Source organism: Lachnoclostridium sp. Marseille-P6806, assembly GCF_964238185.1.
Taxonomy (GTDB): Bacteria; Bacillota; Clostridia; order Lachnospirales; family Lachnospiraceae; genus Brotaphodocola.
Genome location: NZ_CAXSLG010000008.1, coordinates 18,515 through 37,744, shown reverse-complemented (window position 1 = coordinate 37,744; position 19,230 = coordinate 18,515). Strand labels below are relative to the sequence as shown.

13 protein-coding genes, 1 tRNA gene and 1 pseudogene are annotated in these 19,230 nt (G+C 44.1%); 4 read left to right on the top strand and 11 right to left on the bottom strand.

Translation table 11 applies throughout. The features are described 5' to 3' along the window. Window positions 1-203: 203 nt before the first annotated feature. Window positions 204-1,961 (top strand): recombinase family protein, encoded by a 1,758-nt coding sequence (locus ACESON_RS11135; protein WP_373109843.1) that lies wholly within the window; start codon window positions 204-206, stop codon window positions 1,959-1,961. Window positions 1,962-2,009: 48 nt separating this feature from the next. Here ACESON_RS11135 and queA read toward each other — a convergent pair whose 3' ends face one another. Both queA and ACESON_RS11125 read right to left on the bottom strand, forming a co-directional pair. Next, window positions 2,010-3,035, bottom strand: coding sequence for a tRNA preQ1(34) S-adenosylmethionine ribosyltransferase-isomerase QueA (queA, locus tag ACESON_RS11130; protein ID WP_373110109.1), 1,026 nt, complete (start codon window positions 3,033-3,035; stop codon window positions 2,010-2,012). A 177-nt stretch (window positions 3,036-3,212) separates the two neighbouring features. Continuing rightward, complete coding sequence (locus ACESON_RS11125) at window positions 3,213-4,238, bottom strand: hypothetical protein (protein ID WP_177959359.1); 1,026 nt, start codon at window positions 4,236-4,238, stop codon at window positions 3,213-3,215. 108 nt (window positions 4,239-4,346) lie between these two features. Between ACESON_RS11125 and ACESON_RS11120 the strand changes: the two genes are divergently transcribed. Further along, window positions 4,347-4,418 (top strand) — tRNA-Arg (locus ACESON_RS11120). Window positions 4,419-4,580: 162 nt separating this feature from the next. Continuing rightward, window positions 4,581-5,237 carry an HAD-IA family hydrolase gene (locus tag ACESON_RS11115; protein ID WP_177959358.1) on the top strand — a complete coding sequence of 219 codons (657 nt, stop codon included), beginning with the start codon at window positions 4,581-4,583 and terminating at the stop codon, window positions 5,235-5,237. A 1-nt stretch (window position 5,238) separates the two neighbouring features. On the opposite strand, the gene uvrA is transcribed toward ACESON_RS11115, so the two are convergent. From uvrA to ACESON_RS11070, 9 genes and pseudogenes are all read right to left on the bottom strand, one after another. Then, window positions 5,239-8,067 carry an excinuclease ABC subunit UvrA gene (gene uvrA / locus ACESON_RS11110; RefSeq protein ID WP_177959357.1) on the bottom strand — a complete coding sequence of 943 codons (2,829 nt, stop codon included), beginning with the start codon at window positions 8,065-8,067 and terminating at the stop codon, window positions 5,239-5,241. 218 nt (window positions 8,068-8,285) lie between these two features. After that, window positions 8,286-8,867 (bottom strand): annotated as a pseudogene (locus ACESON_RS11105) (reverse transcriptase domain-containing protein); the annotation flags it as partial. A gap of 244 nt (window positions 8,868-9,111) precedes the next feature. After that, complete coding sequence (locus ACESON_RS11100; protein ID WP_177959356.1) at window positions 9,112-10,293, bottom strand: iron-containing alcohol dehydrogenase; 1,182 nt, start codon at window positions 10,291-10,293, stop codon at window positions 9,112-9,114. A 173-nt stretch (window positions 10,294-10,466) separates the two neighbouring features. Continuing rightward, on the bottom strand, window positions 10,467-11,903 hold the full coding sequence (locus tag ACESON_RS11095; protein WP_373109842.1) for a glycoside hydrolase family 1 protein: 1,437 nt from the start codon (window positions 11,901-11,903) through the stop codon (window positions 10,467-10,469). Between the two features lie 9 nt (window positions 11,904-11,912). Then, the gene (locus ACESON_RS11090) at window positions 11,913-12,263 is read right to left on the bottom strand and encodes a PTS lactose/cellobiose transporter subunit IIA (protein ID WP_177959355.1); all 351 of its coding nucleotides are present in this window, start codon (window positions 12,261-12,263) and stop codon (window positions 11,913-11,915) included. A 72-nt stretch (window positions 12,264-12,335) separates the two neighbouring features. Further along, on the bottom strand, window positions 12,336-13,571 hold the full coding sequence (locus ACESON_RS11085) for a PTS sugar transporter subunit IIC (protein ID WP_373109841.1): 1,236 nt from the start codon (window positions 13,569-13,571) through the stop codon (window positions 12,336-12,338). Between the two features lie 4 nt (window positions 13,572-13,575). Next, complete coding sequence (locus ACESON_RS11080; protein WP_177959353.1) at window positions 13,576-13,899, bottom strand: PTS sugar transporter subunit IIB; 324 nt, start codon at window positions 13,897-13,899, stop codon at window positions 13,576-13,578. A gap of 34 nt (window positions 13,900-13,933) precedes the next feature. After that, window positions 13,934-15,841, bottom strand: a complete 1,908-nt coding sequence (locus tag ACESON_RS11075; protein ID WP_373109840.1) for a transcription antiterminator — start codon at window positions 15,839-15,841, stop codon at window positions 13,934-13,936. A 491-nt stretch (window positions 15,842-16,332) separates the two neighbouring features. Beyond that, a complete protein-coding gene (locus ACESON_RS11070; RefSeq protein WP_373109838.1) occupies window positions 16,333-17,163 on the bottom strand; it encodes a glycoside hydrolase family 88 protein in 831 nt (276 codons plus the stop codon). 1,172 nt (window positions 17,164-18,335) lie between these two features. Between ACESON_RS11070 and ACESON_RS11065 the strand changes: the two genes are divergently transcribed. Then, complete coding sequence (locus ACESON_RS11065) at window positions 18,336-19,217, top strand: sensor histidine kinase (RefSeq protein ID WP_373109837.1); 882 nt, start codon at window positions 18,336-18,338, stop codon at window positions 19,215-19,217. Window positions 19,218-19,230 lie beyond the last annotated feature (13 nt).

The following is a 19,230-nucleotide window of genomic DNA, read 5'->3' as shown; positions in this document are numbered from 1 at the left end:
TCGTGACCGTCCGCCGGACAGTCCATGGACGATTCGCAAAATCATTGATTTATTGGATTATCCCGTATCCTGATTTTATGAAAGCCCAGCAGCATATCTACCGTTTATATCCTCCACATTATATTTGTAACATACTTTTCCTGTGACAATACTCGTGACCGTCCGTAGGATTATCCGCGGATTAACATTGTATGGAGGTCATAATGGCTTTAAATAAACCTATAAATACTATGTCAAATTCCTGTCCTCGTGTAGCAATTTACATTCGTGTTTCAACAAACCACCAAATCGACAGGGATTCTCTCCCTCTGCAACGGGAAGAGCTAATAAACTATGCAAAATACGTCCTGAATATCAAGGACTATGAAGTGTTTGAAGATGCCGGTTTTTCTGCGAAGAATACAGACCGGCCCGACTATCAGCGTATGATGAAGATGATTCGCGCTGGGCTTTTCTCTCATGTGCTTGTATGGAAGCTGGATCGTATTTCCAGGAATCTTCTTGACTTTGCCGCTATGTATGAAGAGTTAAAGCGTCTTAATGTCACTTTCGTAAGCAAAAACGAACAGTTTGATACCAGTACCGCAATAGGCGAAGCTATGCTTAAAATCATTTTAGTATTTGCTGAACTGGAACGTAAAATGACATCTGAGCGTGTAACCGCTACAATGATTTCCAGAGCAACTTCTGGCAAATGGAACGGCGGACGCATCCCATACGGTTTTTCCTACAACTATGACACCAGGGAATTTTCTATTTCCCCCGAAGAGCAGAAGATCGTATTGCTTATGTGTGACTTCTATGAGTCCAGCCACTCACTTCTGTATGTTTCCAGGAAACTGAATGAACTCGGACATCGGACAAGAGCTGGTAATCTATGGAGTCCTGTTCAGGTGCATAAAATCCTTGTGAATCCGTTTAGTGTTGGTGATTATGTGTACAATCAAACATCTCTCAGCACCGGAACTCAGGTTCCAAATAAAGAGGAGGATTTCATCGTGTTTGAAAACCACCACCCTGCTTTGTTTCTGAAAGAACGCCAACAGAAAATTATATCTCAACTTTCCAGAAACTCACGTATCAAATCAGGTGGCAATGTATCTGTAAAGCGAAAAAATATCCATGTATTTTCCGGTATGATTTTCTGTGAAAACTGCGGTCAGATGCTTACCAGCAGCACCGGAAAGGCACTGAGTTGTGATGGATGGCGACCATCTATCTATCTTTGCCCTTCCAAGCGAAGGCATATTTCTGAGGGATGCCACGATACAACCGATTCTACTGTCGGAGAATTTACCATCAACTTTATACTGAATATGCTTAATGCTCAACGGAATTTTTCATTGTTACGAACCCAAGAGGACCTTCAGCGTATGCTTTTGTATGGAAAAGTATTTGATAATGTAGACCATCTTGACGAAGAAGGTGTCAGTGAAATGTTTACTGTTCTATCTGAGAATTTGCCAGAAAGCACAAAATCCGGACTTAAAAAGAAATCAAAGAAACCTGCAGCTAATCCAGAAGTAACAAAGTTGAAAAAAGAACAACAGAAATTGGAGCGAGCTATGGAACGTCTGAAACGACTTTATATGTATTCAGAGGATTCCATAAGTGAACAGGAATACATAACCGAGCGTAACCGTATCTCTGAGGCATATGAAGACATAGAAATACAGCTTTCTGAAATAAGCGCTTGTGAACGTACTGAGAGATCCATCTCAGATCAAGACTTTATCCGTCAAGCTACCGCTTTTATTATTTCAAAGAAACTCTCCGGCAGTTCATACATAAATTATCGCCGTTTGGCAGTAAATACTGATGTAGAAATTTTGAAAGATTTCTTCAATTCCATCATAGACAGTATTACTATCAATTCAGATGGTCAGATCGGCAGTATCGTGTTCAAAAACGGTTTGCTTCACCGTTTCATTTATTCTTCAGTTGACAAGAGCCAGGAATAATAACTTCCCGGCTCTTTTTTTCATCAACTATTCAGTTTATTTTTGGTGTCATCGTATAAACATCGCATCCCCAAAGCTGAAGAAACGATAGCGCTCCTGAATAGCCTCATCATAGGCATGAAGCACATGCTCTCTTCCTGCCAGGGCTGAAACCAGCATCACCAGCGTCGATTCCGGCAGGTGGAAATTGGTGATCAGACAATCCAGAATCTTAAACTGATATCCCGGATAAATAAAAATCTCAGTCCAACCGCTTCCTGCCCGCAGAATTCCGTCTTCTCCTGTGGCTGACTCAATGGTTCGGCAGCTGGTAGTTCCCACACAGATCACCCGCCCGCCTGCAGCCTTTGTCTCATTGATTTTCTGTGCTTCTGCTTCCTCTACCATATAAAATTCCGAATGCATATGGTGCTCCAGGACGTTTTCCACCTTTACCGGGCGGAAGGTTCCCAGCCCTACATGAAGGGTAACATGAGCAATTTTTACACCCATTTTCTGGATTTCATCCAGAAGCTCCTTTGTAAAATGCAGTCCGGCTGTCGGCGCTGCTGCAGATCCTTCGTGCTTTGCATACACTGTCTGATAACGGTTTTTATCCTGCAGCTGATGCGTAATATAGGGAGGAAGAGGCATCTGACCCAGCTGATCCAGAATCTCCTCAAAAATACCATCGTAAGAAAACTGAATGAGACGGTTCCCTTCATCTACAACATCCAGAACGGTTCCCTTTAACAATCCGTCTCCAAACTCCAGCACTGCACCGGGACGGCACTTTTTTCCCGGCTTCACCAACGTCTCCCAAATATCATTTTCCCGACGTTTTAACAGCAGTACCTCAATCTTTGCTCTGGTATCCTCCTTCACGCCAAACAGCCGCGCCGGAATTACCTTAGTATCGTTGATTACAAGGCAGTCCCCCGGTTTTAAATAAGAAACAATATCCCGGAAGTGTCTGTGTTCAATTTCACCGGTTTCTTTATCCAGCACCAAAAGTCTGGATGCAGACCGATCCTCGAGAGGATCCTGGGCAATCAGCTCCTGTGGCAAATCAAAATAAAAGTCCTTTACATTCATCGTTTCCATGTTTTCATCCTGCTCTCTGTGTATGATTCTTTCAAATTCTGTTCTTATCCTGCTTCTTGAAAATGCAGTTTTCTGTCACGCATCCGCATATCCATCCATTTTTAGATATCTGGCGCTTCTGCTTTCCCATAGGACGCTTCTGCTCAAAAGACGGATCTTCTCCTGTCTTTATGCTCCCGGCGCTGCTGCTGTACTGCTCTGTACGCTGCTCTCCCCAGAAGCATCCGGTTCCTGAGCTTCTGCAGTTTCCTGCTGCCCAGACTCCTCCGGCACAAACGCCTCTATCGTCTCCTCCTCAGCTTCCGACTGGCTTTCCTCTGTCTCTGCCTCTTCGGAAGCTTCTGTCTCTTCCTCTGCAGAAGTCTCCTCGCTGGCAGCTGTCGTCTCCGCTACAACAATTCTCTGCTCCGGCTCTTCCCCATAAACAGGAGAACCGTCTCTCAGTACGCCGTAAATGGAATTCAGTTCCTCGTCAGCAGTTAAAGCCTCCTTCAGCTTTACATTTACTCCCGACGCCAGCCGGCGCACTTCCTCAGAATGGCTGATTCGATCTGCAAAATCAATCTCCGCCTCTGTCAGGGTGTCGTTGCTGCGAATCAGATAATTGCCCTCTGCATCACGGTACACATAGCACCACATAATCATAGGAGCCGCTGTCTCTGCCGAATAAAAACGGATGTCGTAAAGGGTATACACCAGCCAGGTATCTGCCGTTTCTCCATCCATCACATAGGTGGCAATATTTTCAAATTCCTGTACATACTTGGCATTGCTGCGCAGCCGTTTCCGCTCTTCCTCCAGCTCAGCTTCCGTCTGCTCACCTCTTCCGTAAATCCGGCTCATGGTTTCTGCATCAGAATCCTCTCTGGCTGCAAAATAGCTCTTCATAAGACTGAGAATTTCCGGAACCCGGTCCCTCTGCAGTCCCTCCATTTCCGGAATCTCCACAGCTTCTGATTCTGACTCACCTTCCGCCTCTGCTTCCTCGGTCTGCAGCTCTGATTCATTCCCTGTCTCTGCTTCCATGGTCGTGGAAGGCTCCTGATTTTCTGTCTCTTTTGCCTTGCCATGATCTGCAATCACAATAATAATCATTAATATAATCACGATTAACGGAATGGCTGCTGCTGTCAAAAGAGCCCTCTGCTCTTCGTCCGCCCCGCTCCGTTTCCGAAATCTTTTGTTTTCTTTCATTCCACCACCTCCATGGGATTGTCCAGATCCTTATCATAGCAAAATACAAAAAAAAAAGCAATAATACCCCTTGCAAAACAAAAAAAAATATAGTATTATATAGAAGATGCGTCTGTAGCTCAGTGGATAGAGCAGTGGCCTCCGGAGCCGCGTGCGGAGGTTCGATTCCTCTCAGACGCATTTTTTGTTGCAAGAATTACTTTATTGCATTAAATTAAGAAAGTATTTTCTCGACGCTTCAGACTGGAAAACTTCTGGAAAAACAAGCATTCAGAGCATCTTTCTGTCTGAATCCTCACATGGCTGAACGAGCACAGAAATAAAAAAGAGGTGGAAAATCTTATGATAAAAGCAGTCATTTTTGATATGGATGGAATCATCATAGACAGCGAACTGGAATATCTGAAAATGGAGCTGGAATTTGCCCGAACGAAAAATCCCCAGGTGCAGCTGGAGGATCTGTTCGGCATGGTAGGATCCTCCCGGGAAGACGCATGGAGCTGTATGGCCCGTGCCGTCCACAATGGCCAGACCTGGCAGCAGCTGCGGGATGAATTCCGCGCCTCTGTAGATGTTTACGCGCAGATGGACTACCGCCGTATCTTTCGGAAAGAAATCCCTGGCATCCTCGACCGGCTTCAGGAAATGGGGCTTCGACTGGCCCTGGCCTCCTCCACCGGTCTGCCGATTATTCACCGGGTTCTGACCGAAAATAACATTCATCATTATTTTGAAGAAATTGTCTCTGGCGCACAGTTTAAACGCAGTAAGCCGGATCCGGAAATCTATCACTATACCGCCAAAAAACTGAACCTTCCGGAAAATCAGTGTCTGGCTGTAGAAGATTCTACCTTTGGCGTTACTGCAGCATATCGGGCGGGAATGCATATTGCTGCCCTTTATGATTCCCGCTTTCATTTTGATCAGTCTCTGGCGGACTTCCAGATCAAACAGCTGGAGGAAGTGGTTGAGATTGTCAGACAGCTGCAGCAAGACTGATCTATTGTTTCAGATACCGCTTCACATATCTGCCTGTATAGGACTCCGGATTTTCTGCAACCTCTTCCGGAGTTCCTTCGGCAATCACTCTGCCGCCGCCTTCTCCGCCCTCCGGGCCAATATCAATCAGATAATCCGCAGATTTGATCACATCCAGATTGTGTTCAATCACTACAACCGTATTTCCACCATCTGAAAGCCTTCTGAGAATTTCCACCAGTTTATGAACATCTGCAAAATGAAGTCCTGTTGTAGGCTCATCCAGAATATAAATCGTCTTTCCTGTTCCTCTCCTGCTCAGCTCTGTAGCCAGCTTAATTCGCTGAGCCTCTCCGCCGGAAAGCTCTGTGGATGGCTGCCCCAAACGAATATACGAAAGCCCCACATCATTCAGTGTAGAAATCTTCCGATAAATCGAAGGAATATTCTCAAAGAAGCCCATCGCCTCCTCCACCGTCATATTCAGGACATCGTAAATGCTTTTTCCCTTATAGCGAACCTCCAGAGTCTCCCGATTATACCGCTTTCCGCCGCAGACCTCACAGGGTACATAGACATCCGGAAGAAAATGCATCTCAATCTTGATAATTCCGTCGCCGCTGCAGGCCTCACACCGGCCGCCTTTTACATTAAAACTGAAGCGCCCCTTATTATATCCCTTTGCCTTTGCATCAGGGGTAGATGCAAACAAATCCCGGATCATGTCAAACACACCTGTATAGGTAGCAGGATTTGAGCGAGGCGTTCTTCCAATAGGAGACTGATCAATAGCGATAACCTTATCCAGCTGCTCCACGCCCTCCAGTTTCTTGAACTTTCCCGGAATGGTTCTTGCCCTGTTCAGCTTCCGCGCCAGAGCCTTGTAAAGGATCTCATTGACCAGAGAACTCTTGCCTGAGCCAGATACACCGGTTACGCAGGTCATCACGCCCAGAGGAAAACGAACGTCAATCTGTTTCAGATTGTTTTCTGCCGCTCCCCGGACTGTCAGCCAGCCTGTAGGAATTCTGCGCTTCTCCGGCACTGGAATCTGAATCCGTCCGCTCAAATAAGCGCCTGTCACGGACTCCTGACACTGCATAATTTCCTCTGCCGTACCAGCTGCCACCACCTGTCCGCCATGTTCTCCGGCTCCCGGCCCGATATCCACAATATAATCCGCCGCCCGCATCGTATCCTCATCATGCTCCACAACAAGAACCGTATTTCCCAGATCCCGCAGGTGAAGCAGAGTAGAAAGCAGCTTGTCATTGTCCCGCTGGTGAAGACCAATACTTGGTTCGTCCAGAATATAGGCAACGCCCACCAGACCGGAGCCAATCTGAGTTGCCAGACGGATTCGCTGAGCCTCTCCTCCGGAAAGGGTTCCTGTGGCTCTCGACAGTGACAGATACTCCAGACCCACATTTAACAGAAAATCCAGCCTTGCTTTTACTTCCTTTAAAATCTGTGCGCCGATCGATTCCTGCATCTGTGTCAGCTTCAGGTTCTCCATAAACTCCCGACATCTGCGGATAGAAAGCTCTGTTACCTGATAAATATTCTGATCCCCTACGGTTACGGCAAGAGAGCTGGGCTTCAGCCGCTGTCCCTTACATGCCTTACAGGGAGTAATCCGCATAAAGGTTTCATATTCCGCCTTAGAATTCTCGGAATAGGTTTCCCGGTATCTCCGCTCAACATTTTTCAGAAGGCCTTCAAAGGCCACATCGTAAACGCCTTCTCCCCTTTGCCCCTTATAATGAACCTTAATCTCCCGGCCTTCGGTTCCGTAAATCAGCACATCGTGGATTTCCTTGGGATACTCTTCAAAAGGCGTATCCAAATCAAATCCGTATTCCTTCGCAAGAGCATCTAAAATAGCTCTGGTAAAGCTTCCCTTGTCCGTACAGGACTGCCATCCAAGTACCACAATCGCCCCCTGCAGGATGCTTAGAGATTTATCCGGAATCATCAAATCCTCATCAAACTCCATCTTGTATCCCAGACCAAAGCAGTCCGGACATGCCCCAAAGGGATTGTTAAAAGAAAAGCTTCTGGGTTCTACCTCCTCGATACTGATGCCGCAGTCCGGGCAGGAAAAATTCATGCTGAACTGAATAGATTCTCCTCCAATCACATCCACCAGCATCAGACCATCTGAAAGCCCCATAACAGTCTCAATCGAATCTGTAAGACGCTTTTCAATTCCCTCTCTGACTGCAAGGCGATCCACCACGATCTCAATATTGTGCTTAATATTTTTCTCCAGCTTAATCTCTTCTGACAGCTCATAAAGATTTCCGTCAATCCGAACTCTCACATAGCCACTGCGTCTGGCCTGTTCCAGAAGCTTTACATGCTCTCCCTTCCGTCCCCGGACCACCGGAGCCAGAAGCTGGATTTTCGTCCGTTCCGGCAGCTCCATAATCTGATCTACCATCTGATCAATCGTCTGTCTGCGAATCTCTCTCCCACACTTGGGACAGTGGGGAATTCCGATTCTGGCGTACAAAAGTCTCAGATAGTCATAGATCTCTGTCACTGTTCCCACTGTAGATCTGGGATTCCTGTTGGTTGATTTCTGATCAATGGAAATAGCAGGGGAAAGTCCCTCAATGCTCTCCACATCCGGCTTCTCCATCTGTCCCAGGAACTGTCTCGCATAAGAAGACAAAGATTCCATATATCTTCTCTGCCCCTCTGCATAAATAGTATCAAATGCCAGAGATGACTTACCGGAACCACTTAGTCCCGTCAGCACCACCAGCTCATTTCTCGGAATATCCAGAGAAATATTCTTCAAATTGTGCTCGTTGGCACCCCGTATTTTAATATACTGCTTTGCCATACTTCAAACCTTTCCTTTGTTTTTCCATCCGCCGCAGCTTCCGAAAGCCTTTCTGGCGTCTCCTGTCCGTATTTTGCGTAACTGATCTGTATTTTATCACAGACCAGACTTATTTGCAAACACTTGTTCGGATTCTCTTTTCTATTTTCCCCACACAAACATTTAACTACCTTATTTATTTTTATGTAACCATAAATTGATTGTTTAATAACAAACATTATGTCCGCTATTCCGTAATAATTTACCCACCCTCTCATGTATACTTTTATCTTTTCCATGGCTCGGATGATACTCCCACATTTGCTCCGGGAAGTGAGCTGTCGCAGCTTCTCCTTGGCTTTCTTCCATGACTTTCCATGGACACGGATATAGATTCCTTTTCCGCTCTTCCCAAAACAAAAGCCAATGAACTTAAAATTTCGGATTGCGAACACGCTGACTGTCCGGCTCTTTTCCCGATTTACTTTCAACTTTAATGTTTCTTCCAGATATTTCGTACTGCTCTCCAGCAGACGTTCCGCCGCCCGTTCACTCTTCGCCAACAGTACAATATCATCTGCATAGCGAATACACGGTACGCCCCGTCTGTGAAACTCCCAATCGAATTCATTCAGATACACATTTGCTAAGAGTGGGGATAGATTCCCTCCCTGCGGGGAGCCTTCTTCTATCTCTGTTATAACACCGTTTTCCATCACTCCGCCTTTCAGGTATCGCTTTACCATCTGTATGACCCTCTCGTCTTTTACCTGCTTTCTCAGCAGATTTAAGAGGATTGTGTGGTTCAGCGTGTCGAAGTATGCGATTTCTGTTCGTCAGACCAGAGGTTTGCCCGTGGGTTAGTAGGTTCCCCACATCCGGCTTCCTTCAGATTTGCAGTCGCCTGCAACACCCTTGCCTTCGGCTATATCCTTCCCACTACCGGGCGGATTTGGGACTTGCACCCGTTAGAAACGTGCGCCGCCAGGCGCACTACACAAAAAGAGACTGTGAAAAACAAATCTGTTCTTCACAGTCTCTTTTTTACATTTTTATCAGAAATCCTTAGAAATCAACCTCTGTGCCGTAGAAGGTGCACTTAAACAGCTTTGCCATCTGTTCCGGATTGATGGATCTTGGATTGGAACCTGTGCATGCATCACCAACTGCATTTGCAGCAATCTCATCCAGCTTCTCCAGGAACTCGTCTTCCTTCACACCAAACTCCTGAATGGTCTTCGGAATATTCATCGCGCGGTTAAATTCTTCAATCTTCTCGATCAGAGCATTTACCTGAGCTTTTTCAGAGGTTCCGCCCAAACCTACACGTCTTGCAATATCTGCATATCTTCTCATAGCTTCCGGCTCATGAGCATTGTACTTAATAACATACGGAAGGTAGATTGCATTTGCACAGCCATGAGGAATATGACCGGTAGAGAATGCAGCGCCGGTCTTGTGAGCCATGGAATGTACAATACCAAGCAGGGCATTGGAGAATGCCTGACCTGCAAGACACTGGGCATAGTGCATCTGCTCTCTTGCATCCATATCCTTCTTATAAGACATTGGCAGATAATCAAATACCATCTCAATTGCCTTAATTGCCAGCGGATCCGTAAACGGACTGTTCAGAGTAGAAACATATGCTTCAATTGCATGAGTAAGAGCATCCATACCAGTATAAGCTACCTGCTTGATAGGAAGGCTCTCAACCAGCTCCGGATCAATAATTGCCACATCCGGTGTAATCTCAAAGTCTGCCAGCGGATACTTGATTCCCTTTGCATAATCTGTGATTACAGAAAATGCGGTTACCTCTGTTGCTGTTCCGGAGGTAGAGGGAATTGCACAGAAATGAGCCTTTGTTCTCAGCTTCGGGAAATTAAACGGAGTAATCAAATCCTCAAAGGTTGTATCCGGATATTCATAGAATGCCCACATAGCCTTTGCTGCGTCAATGGGAGAACCGCCGCCGATAGAAACAATCCAGTCCGGCTGGAATTCGGTCATAGCAGCTGCGCCCTTCATCACAGTCTCAACAGAAGGATCCGGCTCAACGCCTTCGAAAAATCTTACTTCCATTCCTGCTTCCTTCAGATAAGCCTCTACCTTGTCAAGAAAGCCGCCTTTTCTCATAGAGCTTCCTCCGGAAACAACAATTGCTCTCTTGCCGGAAAGGTTTTTCAGATTTTCCAGGGAACCTTTTCCATAGTATAAATCTCTCGGTAATGTAAATCTAGCCATCTCAATATCCTCTTTTCTTTTTGATGAATTAAAACTTGTTAAATTATTAACATTTTACTGCTTTTCCTTCAATAAGTCAAGAGATTTTTTGATATTTTTTTAACACACTATTGAGGAAACTGTTTAAAAACCGTCAGTTTTATTCCATTTTGTTCCCTATCCTTATCCTTTTCCTACAGGCAGGAAGCTCCGTTTGTTTCAATTACTTTCTTGTACCAATAGAAACTGTCTTTCGGAATTCTTGCTAAATCTTTTAAGTCCTCGTCATCTCTGTTTACATATACCAGACCATATCTCTTCTGGTATCCGTTGCTGGTGCTGAGTACGTCAACAAAGGACCATGGCAGGAATCCTCTTACATCTACGCCCAGTTCGATAGCTCTGTGAATGGACTGGAGATGCTTGGTCCAGTAATCAATCCGGTAATCATCATGAACCTTTCCGTCTTCTAGAACGTCTCTGGCGCCCAGACCGTTTTCTGTAATAATCATGGGAATTCCGTAACGCTGATAAATGTCTCTTAATAAGTATTCCATACCGGTTGGATCAATGGTCCAGTCCCAATCGTTCGTATCTGCATTGGGATTCTTCATATACTGATAGAAATCCGGCATTACTTCGTAAGCGCCCATAGCGCCCTTCTTACCGCTTAAATTGCTCTTTGCCTCAGTCAGCTCATTCTTATCTGCATCCGGGAAACGAACGCATTTGCTTGCGTAATAGTTAACTCCCAGGAAATCCAGCTTTCCTTCTGCCAGAATATCCATATCGCCTTCTTCAATTACCGGAGCCATGTTGTGCTCTTCCAGATAACGGAATGCGCCTACCGGATATTTGCCCTTGAAGTAAATATCCAGGAAGAAGTGATTCTTCAGATCTTCTGCATTCAGCATTGCCAGCATATTCTTGGGGCTGGAATCCAGTCCATATACCGGAGAATAGCCGATGGCTGCGCCGGAACGGCCGCCTTCTACCAGCTCGTGAATCAGCTTGCTGAGTCTTGCCTGTCCCAGATTCATGTGATGGTTAATCTGGAACTTAATCTGAGGATTGTCATGATATTTTTCCGGAACATAGTTTTTCTTTTTCCAGAATTCCACAATAATACTCTGCTCATTGATAATCAGCCAGTCTTTGATTCTGTCACCGTATCTGCGGATCAGGAACTCGCCGTAAGCCACGAAATCCTCTACACTCTGGCGGTTTACCCATCCGTCATACTTGTCAACCAGTGCCATTGGCATATCATAATGGTAAATTGTCGGTACCGGCTTAATTCCATTGGCAACCAGCTCGTTTACCAGGTTATCGTAGAACTCAAGTCCTTTTGGATTCACCTCTCCCGTTCCATCCGGGAAAATTCTGGACCAGGAGAAAGAAAAGCGATATGCTGTAAATCCACATTCCTTCATCAAAGCAATATCTTCTTTATAGCGATGATAATGATCGCTGGCTACGCTGGCATCTGCAAATCCAGTTCCGCGATTTAAAATATCCATCTGGGATAATTTTTTGCCATCCTCTTCTGCAGCGCCCTCTACCTGATATGCGCTGGTAGATGCGCCCCATAAAAAGTTCTCCGGCATGGTTTTCTTCATCATTTCGCTCATACCTCCTCCTTATTTACCCATTTTATCATAAAAGCTTTCAAACACAGCAATCATCTTGTCTGCCATGTGAATTTCAGACATTACCGTCATCAGGGTATCCTGAGCATGGCTGAACAGCATACTGGGCTGGATTTTTTCTTCTCCTGAAATTTCTGCCTGGATCATTTCTGTCTGTGCATTGTGTGCTTCAGAAATATGGCTGTGCGCCTCCTTCATATACTCTTTTGCACCTGCGAAATCAAACTGTCCTACACAGTCCAATGCTTTGCCAGCTGCATTTCTGGCGTCGCCGGCTGCAATTACAATCTGCATGGCAACCTGAACGACCTTATCATCATCTTGAAATAACATTTCTCCCATAAAAAGTTCTCTCCTTTCTGAAAAGCAGTGTTCCTGCAAGAGAAACACTGCTATATCGGACAATTTTCAATATTATGCTACCGTTGTCTCTTCCTCTACGCACTGTTTCTCGTATACCTTGAAGAATGGATACCAGGTCATCAGATAAATAGCAAACAGCAGGATATAAACCGGAACTGCTCTCCAGTCTCCTGTAATCATTACGCTGGAGAACGGAGCGGGAATCTGTCCAACCTGTACCATTGTGCACGGAATCTTCAGCAGGCCATAGTGCATGGTCAGCCAAACAACTGCCGGACCTGTAATACTGTTAATCAGAATAGGCAGCATCAGAAGCGGATTAAATACAACCGGTGCACCGAACATCAGCGGCTCATTGATATTAAACAGGGATGGTCCGATACAAATCTTACCCATGGTTTTCAATTTTTTACTCTTGGAACGCAGCATTAAAACGTTTAACGGAAGTGTGCCTCCACGTCCGCCCATGGTAATCAGAGCTGCAGTAAATACTGCCTCACTGGTAGCAATGTTCAGCGGAGCATGGCCATTTGCAACAGCTTCGATATTCTCTGCGATTGCTACCATGAAAATAGGAGTGGTAACTGCATTGAATACCCAGCTGGAAATACCCATAGAGTAGAAAATAACAGGTACAAAACAAATCAGAATGAAACCAGGCAGAGTCTGAGCGCCCTTCTGCAGCGGCATAAACAGACTTACCAGCATATCATACAGATCCAGCTTCAGTACATTGGCAAAAATCATGGATAAGCCTAATGTAATGGTAATCGGAATAATGTTGTTAATCCAGTCTCTTACAAAGTCCGGAAGTGTATCATTGTTCTCCAGAACGTGAAGCTTTGCATACAGATGGAATACGATGGCTACAAACAGACCAACAACGATACCCATCATGATACCAGCGGCTCCAATACGTCCGTTGGAAATCTGGAACACTCCATCCACAACCTCCGGACGGCACAGCATTAAATATGCAGCAATGGAAATCAGAGCTGCGTTAATCTGATACTCGCCATGTCCCAGCTTCAGCATTGCTTCATGGGTAATCAGGAATGCTACGAAGATTGCCAGCAAACCAAAGGAAAAGTTTGCAATCGGGCTTAAGTCTGGTAAAAATGATAAATAGGAACGGAATACATTATAGAAGAAGATCAGGGAACCTGTCAAAATGATAGGCAGAACCTTCTTCATTGTACTTGCTACAGTATCAATCCACGGGTTTGCAAATACCTCTCTCGCCTTCGGGGCAAATACCTCGGAAAGCCATTTCATCAAACGTTCCATCCTGTTATCCGTCCTTTCTCTCTGAAACTTTTACTGCAAAGTCTACCAGCGCTGCTCCGTCTAAAGTAGAATAAATATCTGCCGGAATCAGGTCTACCTTAATTCCATGAGGCTCACACTCTGCTTTAAACTTGGGAAGTGCACTTGCATAATGCGGGCCGACTAAAAGAACGTCCATCTTGTCCATGTACTCGCTTACCACGCTCTCACTGCGCGCTTCAATGGACATGTCGATTTTCCCCTTCTTTGCCGCCTGTCTTGCCTTCTGTGCCAGAAATCCGCTGGAGAATCCAGCTCCGCAGCACAATAACACTCTGATAGTTGCCATAACTTAATACCTCCTATGTATTTAATTAAATTTTTTATAACCCATCTTGTTCTGCCCAGTGAATGAGCTCAAGCAAAGTATCATAACTCTTTGTCTGTATGAGATGTTCCATACGCTTTTCATCCATCATAAAACGCGGCGCCACCTTGTAAAAGTCCTCCAGATTTTCCTCCTTCTTCGACGAAATCGACAGCAGAAATACAATCTGAACTTCGTAATGATGCCACCATACCGGCTTTTCCAGGATTCCCACGCTGACAAAGGTTGTTTCTGTCATAGGCCGGTATGGATGAGGAATTGCAATATGCGGACACAAATCTGTCTGCATCAGATTTTCCCTCTCCAGAACAGCATTTTCAAAACCTTCCGGAAGACTGTGGACCTCTCCAATCCTTCTGCACAGTTCATGCAGAACCTGCTCCCGGGTATCTCCTTTTATATCAGTAAAAAAAAGTGTTTTATCAAAATAAGTCTCAATGCCTTTCCGTCCGCTATGCTTTAAAATCCGCTCCACTTCCGCCACATTATGGCGTTCAAAGAAATACTGTACCTCATAAACAGGAACCGGTATTGAAACAGATACAGGAACCGTAGAAAACACATAATCTACCTGCGAAAAATCTTTCCGGGCCAGAGACTCAATATTACATGTTTCCACCTTGTCCAGATATTCCCCGAATACTTCCCGGAACCGGTATTCAAACAGCTTTGCACTTCCGGCTCCTGACGCACACACCAGAAGGATATTATGACGATGGCGTTCCTGATCCTGGCGTTTCATCGAAAGAGCAAAGCACAGTGCCAGATAACCAATCTCCGCTTCCGGTACAATGGTATGAAAATACTCGGAAAGCACCGTAGAGGCATGAGCCGCAACTACATATGGAAAGCTGTAATTTGATTTAATCTCCTGAAGAATGGGATTGTCTATTCTAAGCCCGTATTGAAGCCGAATCCGTAAAGGTACCATATGCTGCCGCAATGTGGCATTTAAGTCAAAGTCGGAACTAAAATCCATGGAAAACGCTTCCTGTACCCGGTTCAGCATCTGATTGACCAGCTGGTTGATCTCCATGTCAATTACCAGATTGCCTTTGTCGCTTTCCACCACTCTCTTTTTTCCGGAAAGCTGAATTGCAATATATTTGATCTCCGGAATCGGAATAGTTATATTCAGAGAGCTGCGTAAACCTTCTGCACACAGGCGGGCCGCATAAATATCGCTTTCCTGCAAAAACCCGCTGTCTGTAATTTCTTCCATCCGGATAAAAAAGCCCTGCTCCTGACGGTAGATTGCAATCTGTATCTGAAGCACAATGTTGGGAATATCCATTTCATAAATGGTATATCCGCACTGTTTTACACTGTCTAAAATCACACTGCGAATCAGCTCCGAATCCTTCAGCTCTCTCTGAATCTCCTGAATCCACTGATCCCGGAACTCATAGAATACTGCGCAAAGACAAATTCTCTTGGCAAACTCGCTTCCGCACATACGCAGCCCGTAGTACGGTTTTCGTTCCAATTCCAGATGATAACGGTTCAAATACTGTTCAACCGTTTTTAAATCCAGAGATAAGGTTTTTCGGGATATGTACATCTTTTCGCAGAGCTCTTCTGCCTTGATATAAGCAGAAGAAACAAAAAAAAGAGCAATAATATATTCAACTCTCTGCCTTCCTGTCTGCGGATAGACTGGAGAAGTTTTTCCCTTCATAAATGCCTGATAGGTTTCTCTATCCTTTACCTGAATCCGAAGTCCCAGGTTTCTCCGCCGCTCAATATCAGCTCCGTTCTGCTCCAACAGTTCTTTCAGCTGATTTACCTGCATCCGGACCGTTCTCTCACTAATTTGCAGTTTCTTTGCAATTGATTCAACATTCAGATAGGTTTCTTCTGAAAGAACCGCCAGCAAAGCATCTAACCTTTCGTCCATCTGCATAGCGCGCTCCTCCGTCTCTATGGTTCTATGAAAACACTCTTGCGAACTGGCAGATACATTCTCTATATATCTCAGTATATCCTTAATAAAGACTTACATCAATCCCACTTTCTTCCAATAGCTTTCGGCAAAAACTACACCGAAATCACCTTTTCCTAAAAAAAATTGAGGTGGTATTCCATCGAATACCACCTCATTGGATTGGTGTCAGATATTTATTTGATATAATGTTTCCTTTCCTATGATACCGGTGTCTTTTTCTGCCGGATCATTCTACCATGTAAGAAATGATTTTCCGGTCAACCGTAATATCGCCTCTGCAAGAAAATAATCTCCATAAATAATTGGTACCTGCCTGTCTGAAGCCCGATCATATCGTGCAGAGCCTCCGTCTAAAACTGCATCCCTCTCCGGATCCCAGCAGCAAAATAACTCTATTGCTCTTAAACATTCCAAAGCAGACTGTACATAAAGATCTTTTTCCAAAGGCTTTACATGTTCCGAAAGTTCCAATAAACCGCATGCTGCGCATACGCCATAAAATAATGAGCTGTTCTTTTTGCCGCATCCAAATAATTTTCATTTCCCGTATAACGGTAAGCTAAAGCCATTCCGGAAATTGCCCATGCCTGGCCACGGCTCCATGATGAACCACTTTCATAGCCTTGTCCGCCAGGATTACTTCTGTATTCTCCTGTTTCCGGTTCTATATCAATCATATGATTACAGGAACTATCCGGTCTCAGAATATATTTTAAAGCCATATTCGAGTGCTCAATCGCTATCTGTTTCCATGCACTCGTACCGTTTTCTTCTGCCGCCCAATATAAAAGCGGAAGATTCATTAAACAATCGACAATAGCAATTCCCTGTCTGTCTCCATTCCATGCGCGTATAAAATGACCTGCCGGGTTATATCTTCCGGCCAGGATACCAGCCGCATGAAGCCCTCTTTTTCTGGAAGCCTGATTTCCGGTAAGACGCCAGTTTGCTACGGCTGTGTGAAGCCATATAAATCCGACATCATGATCTAATTTAACAAACTCCGTTAAAGCCTCGTCCAGCCTTTCTTCAATTTGCTCTGCAGATTCTTTGAAGCACTCCTTTTCCGTTGCGTGATACATCTGCCACATCATCCCGGCAAAAAAACCGTTAGTCCAAGTGCTCAATTCCCTGACACCCATGTCGTAATAAGCTCCATTTTCCGGAACATATGGCATCATGCTTCCCAGCCGCCTGCACTCTGCCTCAAGCTTATAGGTTAATTTTTCTTCCAGATCTTGTATCCAAATCTCTGTTTGTCTGTCAAGTCCGTAATACATAGCAATTTCCTCCTATCATAATCGGGTTTTCTACTTCATAATTCTAGCATTATTTATGAGATTTGAGCCCCTGCGTATATTGCTTTCATCTATCATTTTTATCTATCATTATTTTAGAAGTGTATCATTATTTTTGGTATTATCCTGAAAAGCATCTAATGTTTTGACTTCAAAAGGGGGCCATGATATACTTAAATCAGCTTGACAGGCCCCTCTATGGGACTGTCTTTTTCATAAAATAAAGGAGAATTACCCTGTATGAGCTTTTAATCGCAGATGATGAAACCAGTTCCCGCTCGATTTTAGCCTCCTGTTTTCCATGGGAAGAACAGGGATTTCATATTTGTGGACAAATCAAAAAACATTTAAATCAGAAAAAAAGCCCATTCCACTACTCTTCATTTTTTTATCAGAAGTCTGCTGGCAAATATGCTTCTTCTTTTAATACCGCTTTTATTAGTAAGTACCTACAGCATATTCCGCACATACAAGGAGAATGATGCAGATGCCAAAGAAAGCGCATATAATACTTTAAAACGGGCTGAATCTATTTTGGGAAGCTACTATAACCATGTTGATAATGCCTGTGTATTCCTTTCTTCGAACCCAAAAGTTTCCATGAGTCTTCATAAGGCATTTAAGGAACCCAGTTTTTCTTTGGATTCACTAAGAACACTGGAAAATATTTCGCTAAGCTTTCAGAATCAGATTTATACCAATGATCTTTTAAATGCCATTTATATTTATTATACTAATGACTATGGAAGGATTTTTGCTCCTCTGAATTCAAAAATTTTGTCCTTTTCCGAAGAAAATGAAAAACGAATTCTTTCGTTATTTGACTGTGTAGGAGAAACAGATGCATGGATGGAGTTTTCTTCCACCCCATTTTTGTATACAGAATACCCTTCGGAAAATCTCCTGATTTGCCGAAAACTTTCAAAACGGGCTACTGAAATACAAAATGGTATTGTGATCTACAGTTTTCGTTCTGATCGGCTGAAAAAAGAAATGGATCAGCTTTTGACCTATCCAAATCAAAAGCTATTTCTGATTGAGCCGAGTTCAAATATCCTGTGGCCTGCCTCACAACTCCCCGCTCCTATGGTTTTCCTTTTCTGCTTCTAACCCCGCGAGCAGAAATATATTCTACTACCATACATTTAACCAGTATGTATATTCCGATTACAATTCTTGCTATAGCAGTTGCCGGTTTTCTCGCCCTGTTAAAGACAAAGCATGAATATAAATATTTAAATCAGATTATCTCTGTATTTACAGCACCGGAAACCGCCATTCATAACGTCCCCGTTTCCCGCAGCTTTCGTTCTGGTCCATTTGAATTTATACTGACGAATGTAATCAATCTCTTTATTGAACAAAACTATCTTCGCATTCAGGATTCAGAAAAAGAAGCCAGACTTCAGCTTTGGAAAATACAGGCTCTGCAGCACCAGATTAACCCGCATTTTCTTCATAATACACTTAATACTATTTATTGGGAATCTATACGTCTCACCGGAAGTGAAAATCTATGCAGCCGTATGATTTCCAATCTATCCTCTATGATGCGTTATTCCCTAGGCGATCCTCAGGAGGACGTTTTGGTTGAAGACGAACTTGAATACCTGGAAAAATATATCAGTATTATGAAACTTCGATATCCTGATCTATTTGAATACAGTACTTATGCCGATCCTGGATGCAGCAGAGCTTCCATTAAAAAAATGCTGCTGCAGCCTCTAATAGAAAATTCCATTTATCATGGATTAAGAGGAAACAGAAGCAGCGGACGTATACAAGTTTATGTTCATCAAAAACATTCTCGATTGTATTTCACAATTTATGATACAGGAAAAGGAATGACAGAAAATGAGCTGGAGGTCCTAAAAAAACGTTTAAAAAATCAGGAACACAGCATAAGCCAGCATATTGGACTTTCCAATACCAACGCACGGCTTATTCTCGCCTATGGCTCTGATTCACGGTTACAAATCACGAGCAAAGAGGGAAAATTCACGGTTGTCTGGTTCTCCATCCCTATCAATCCTTAAAAAGGGGCGGCTG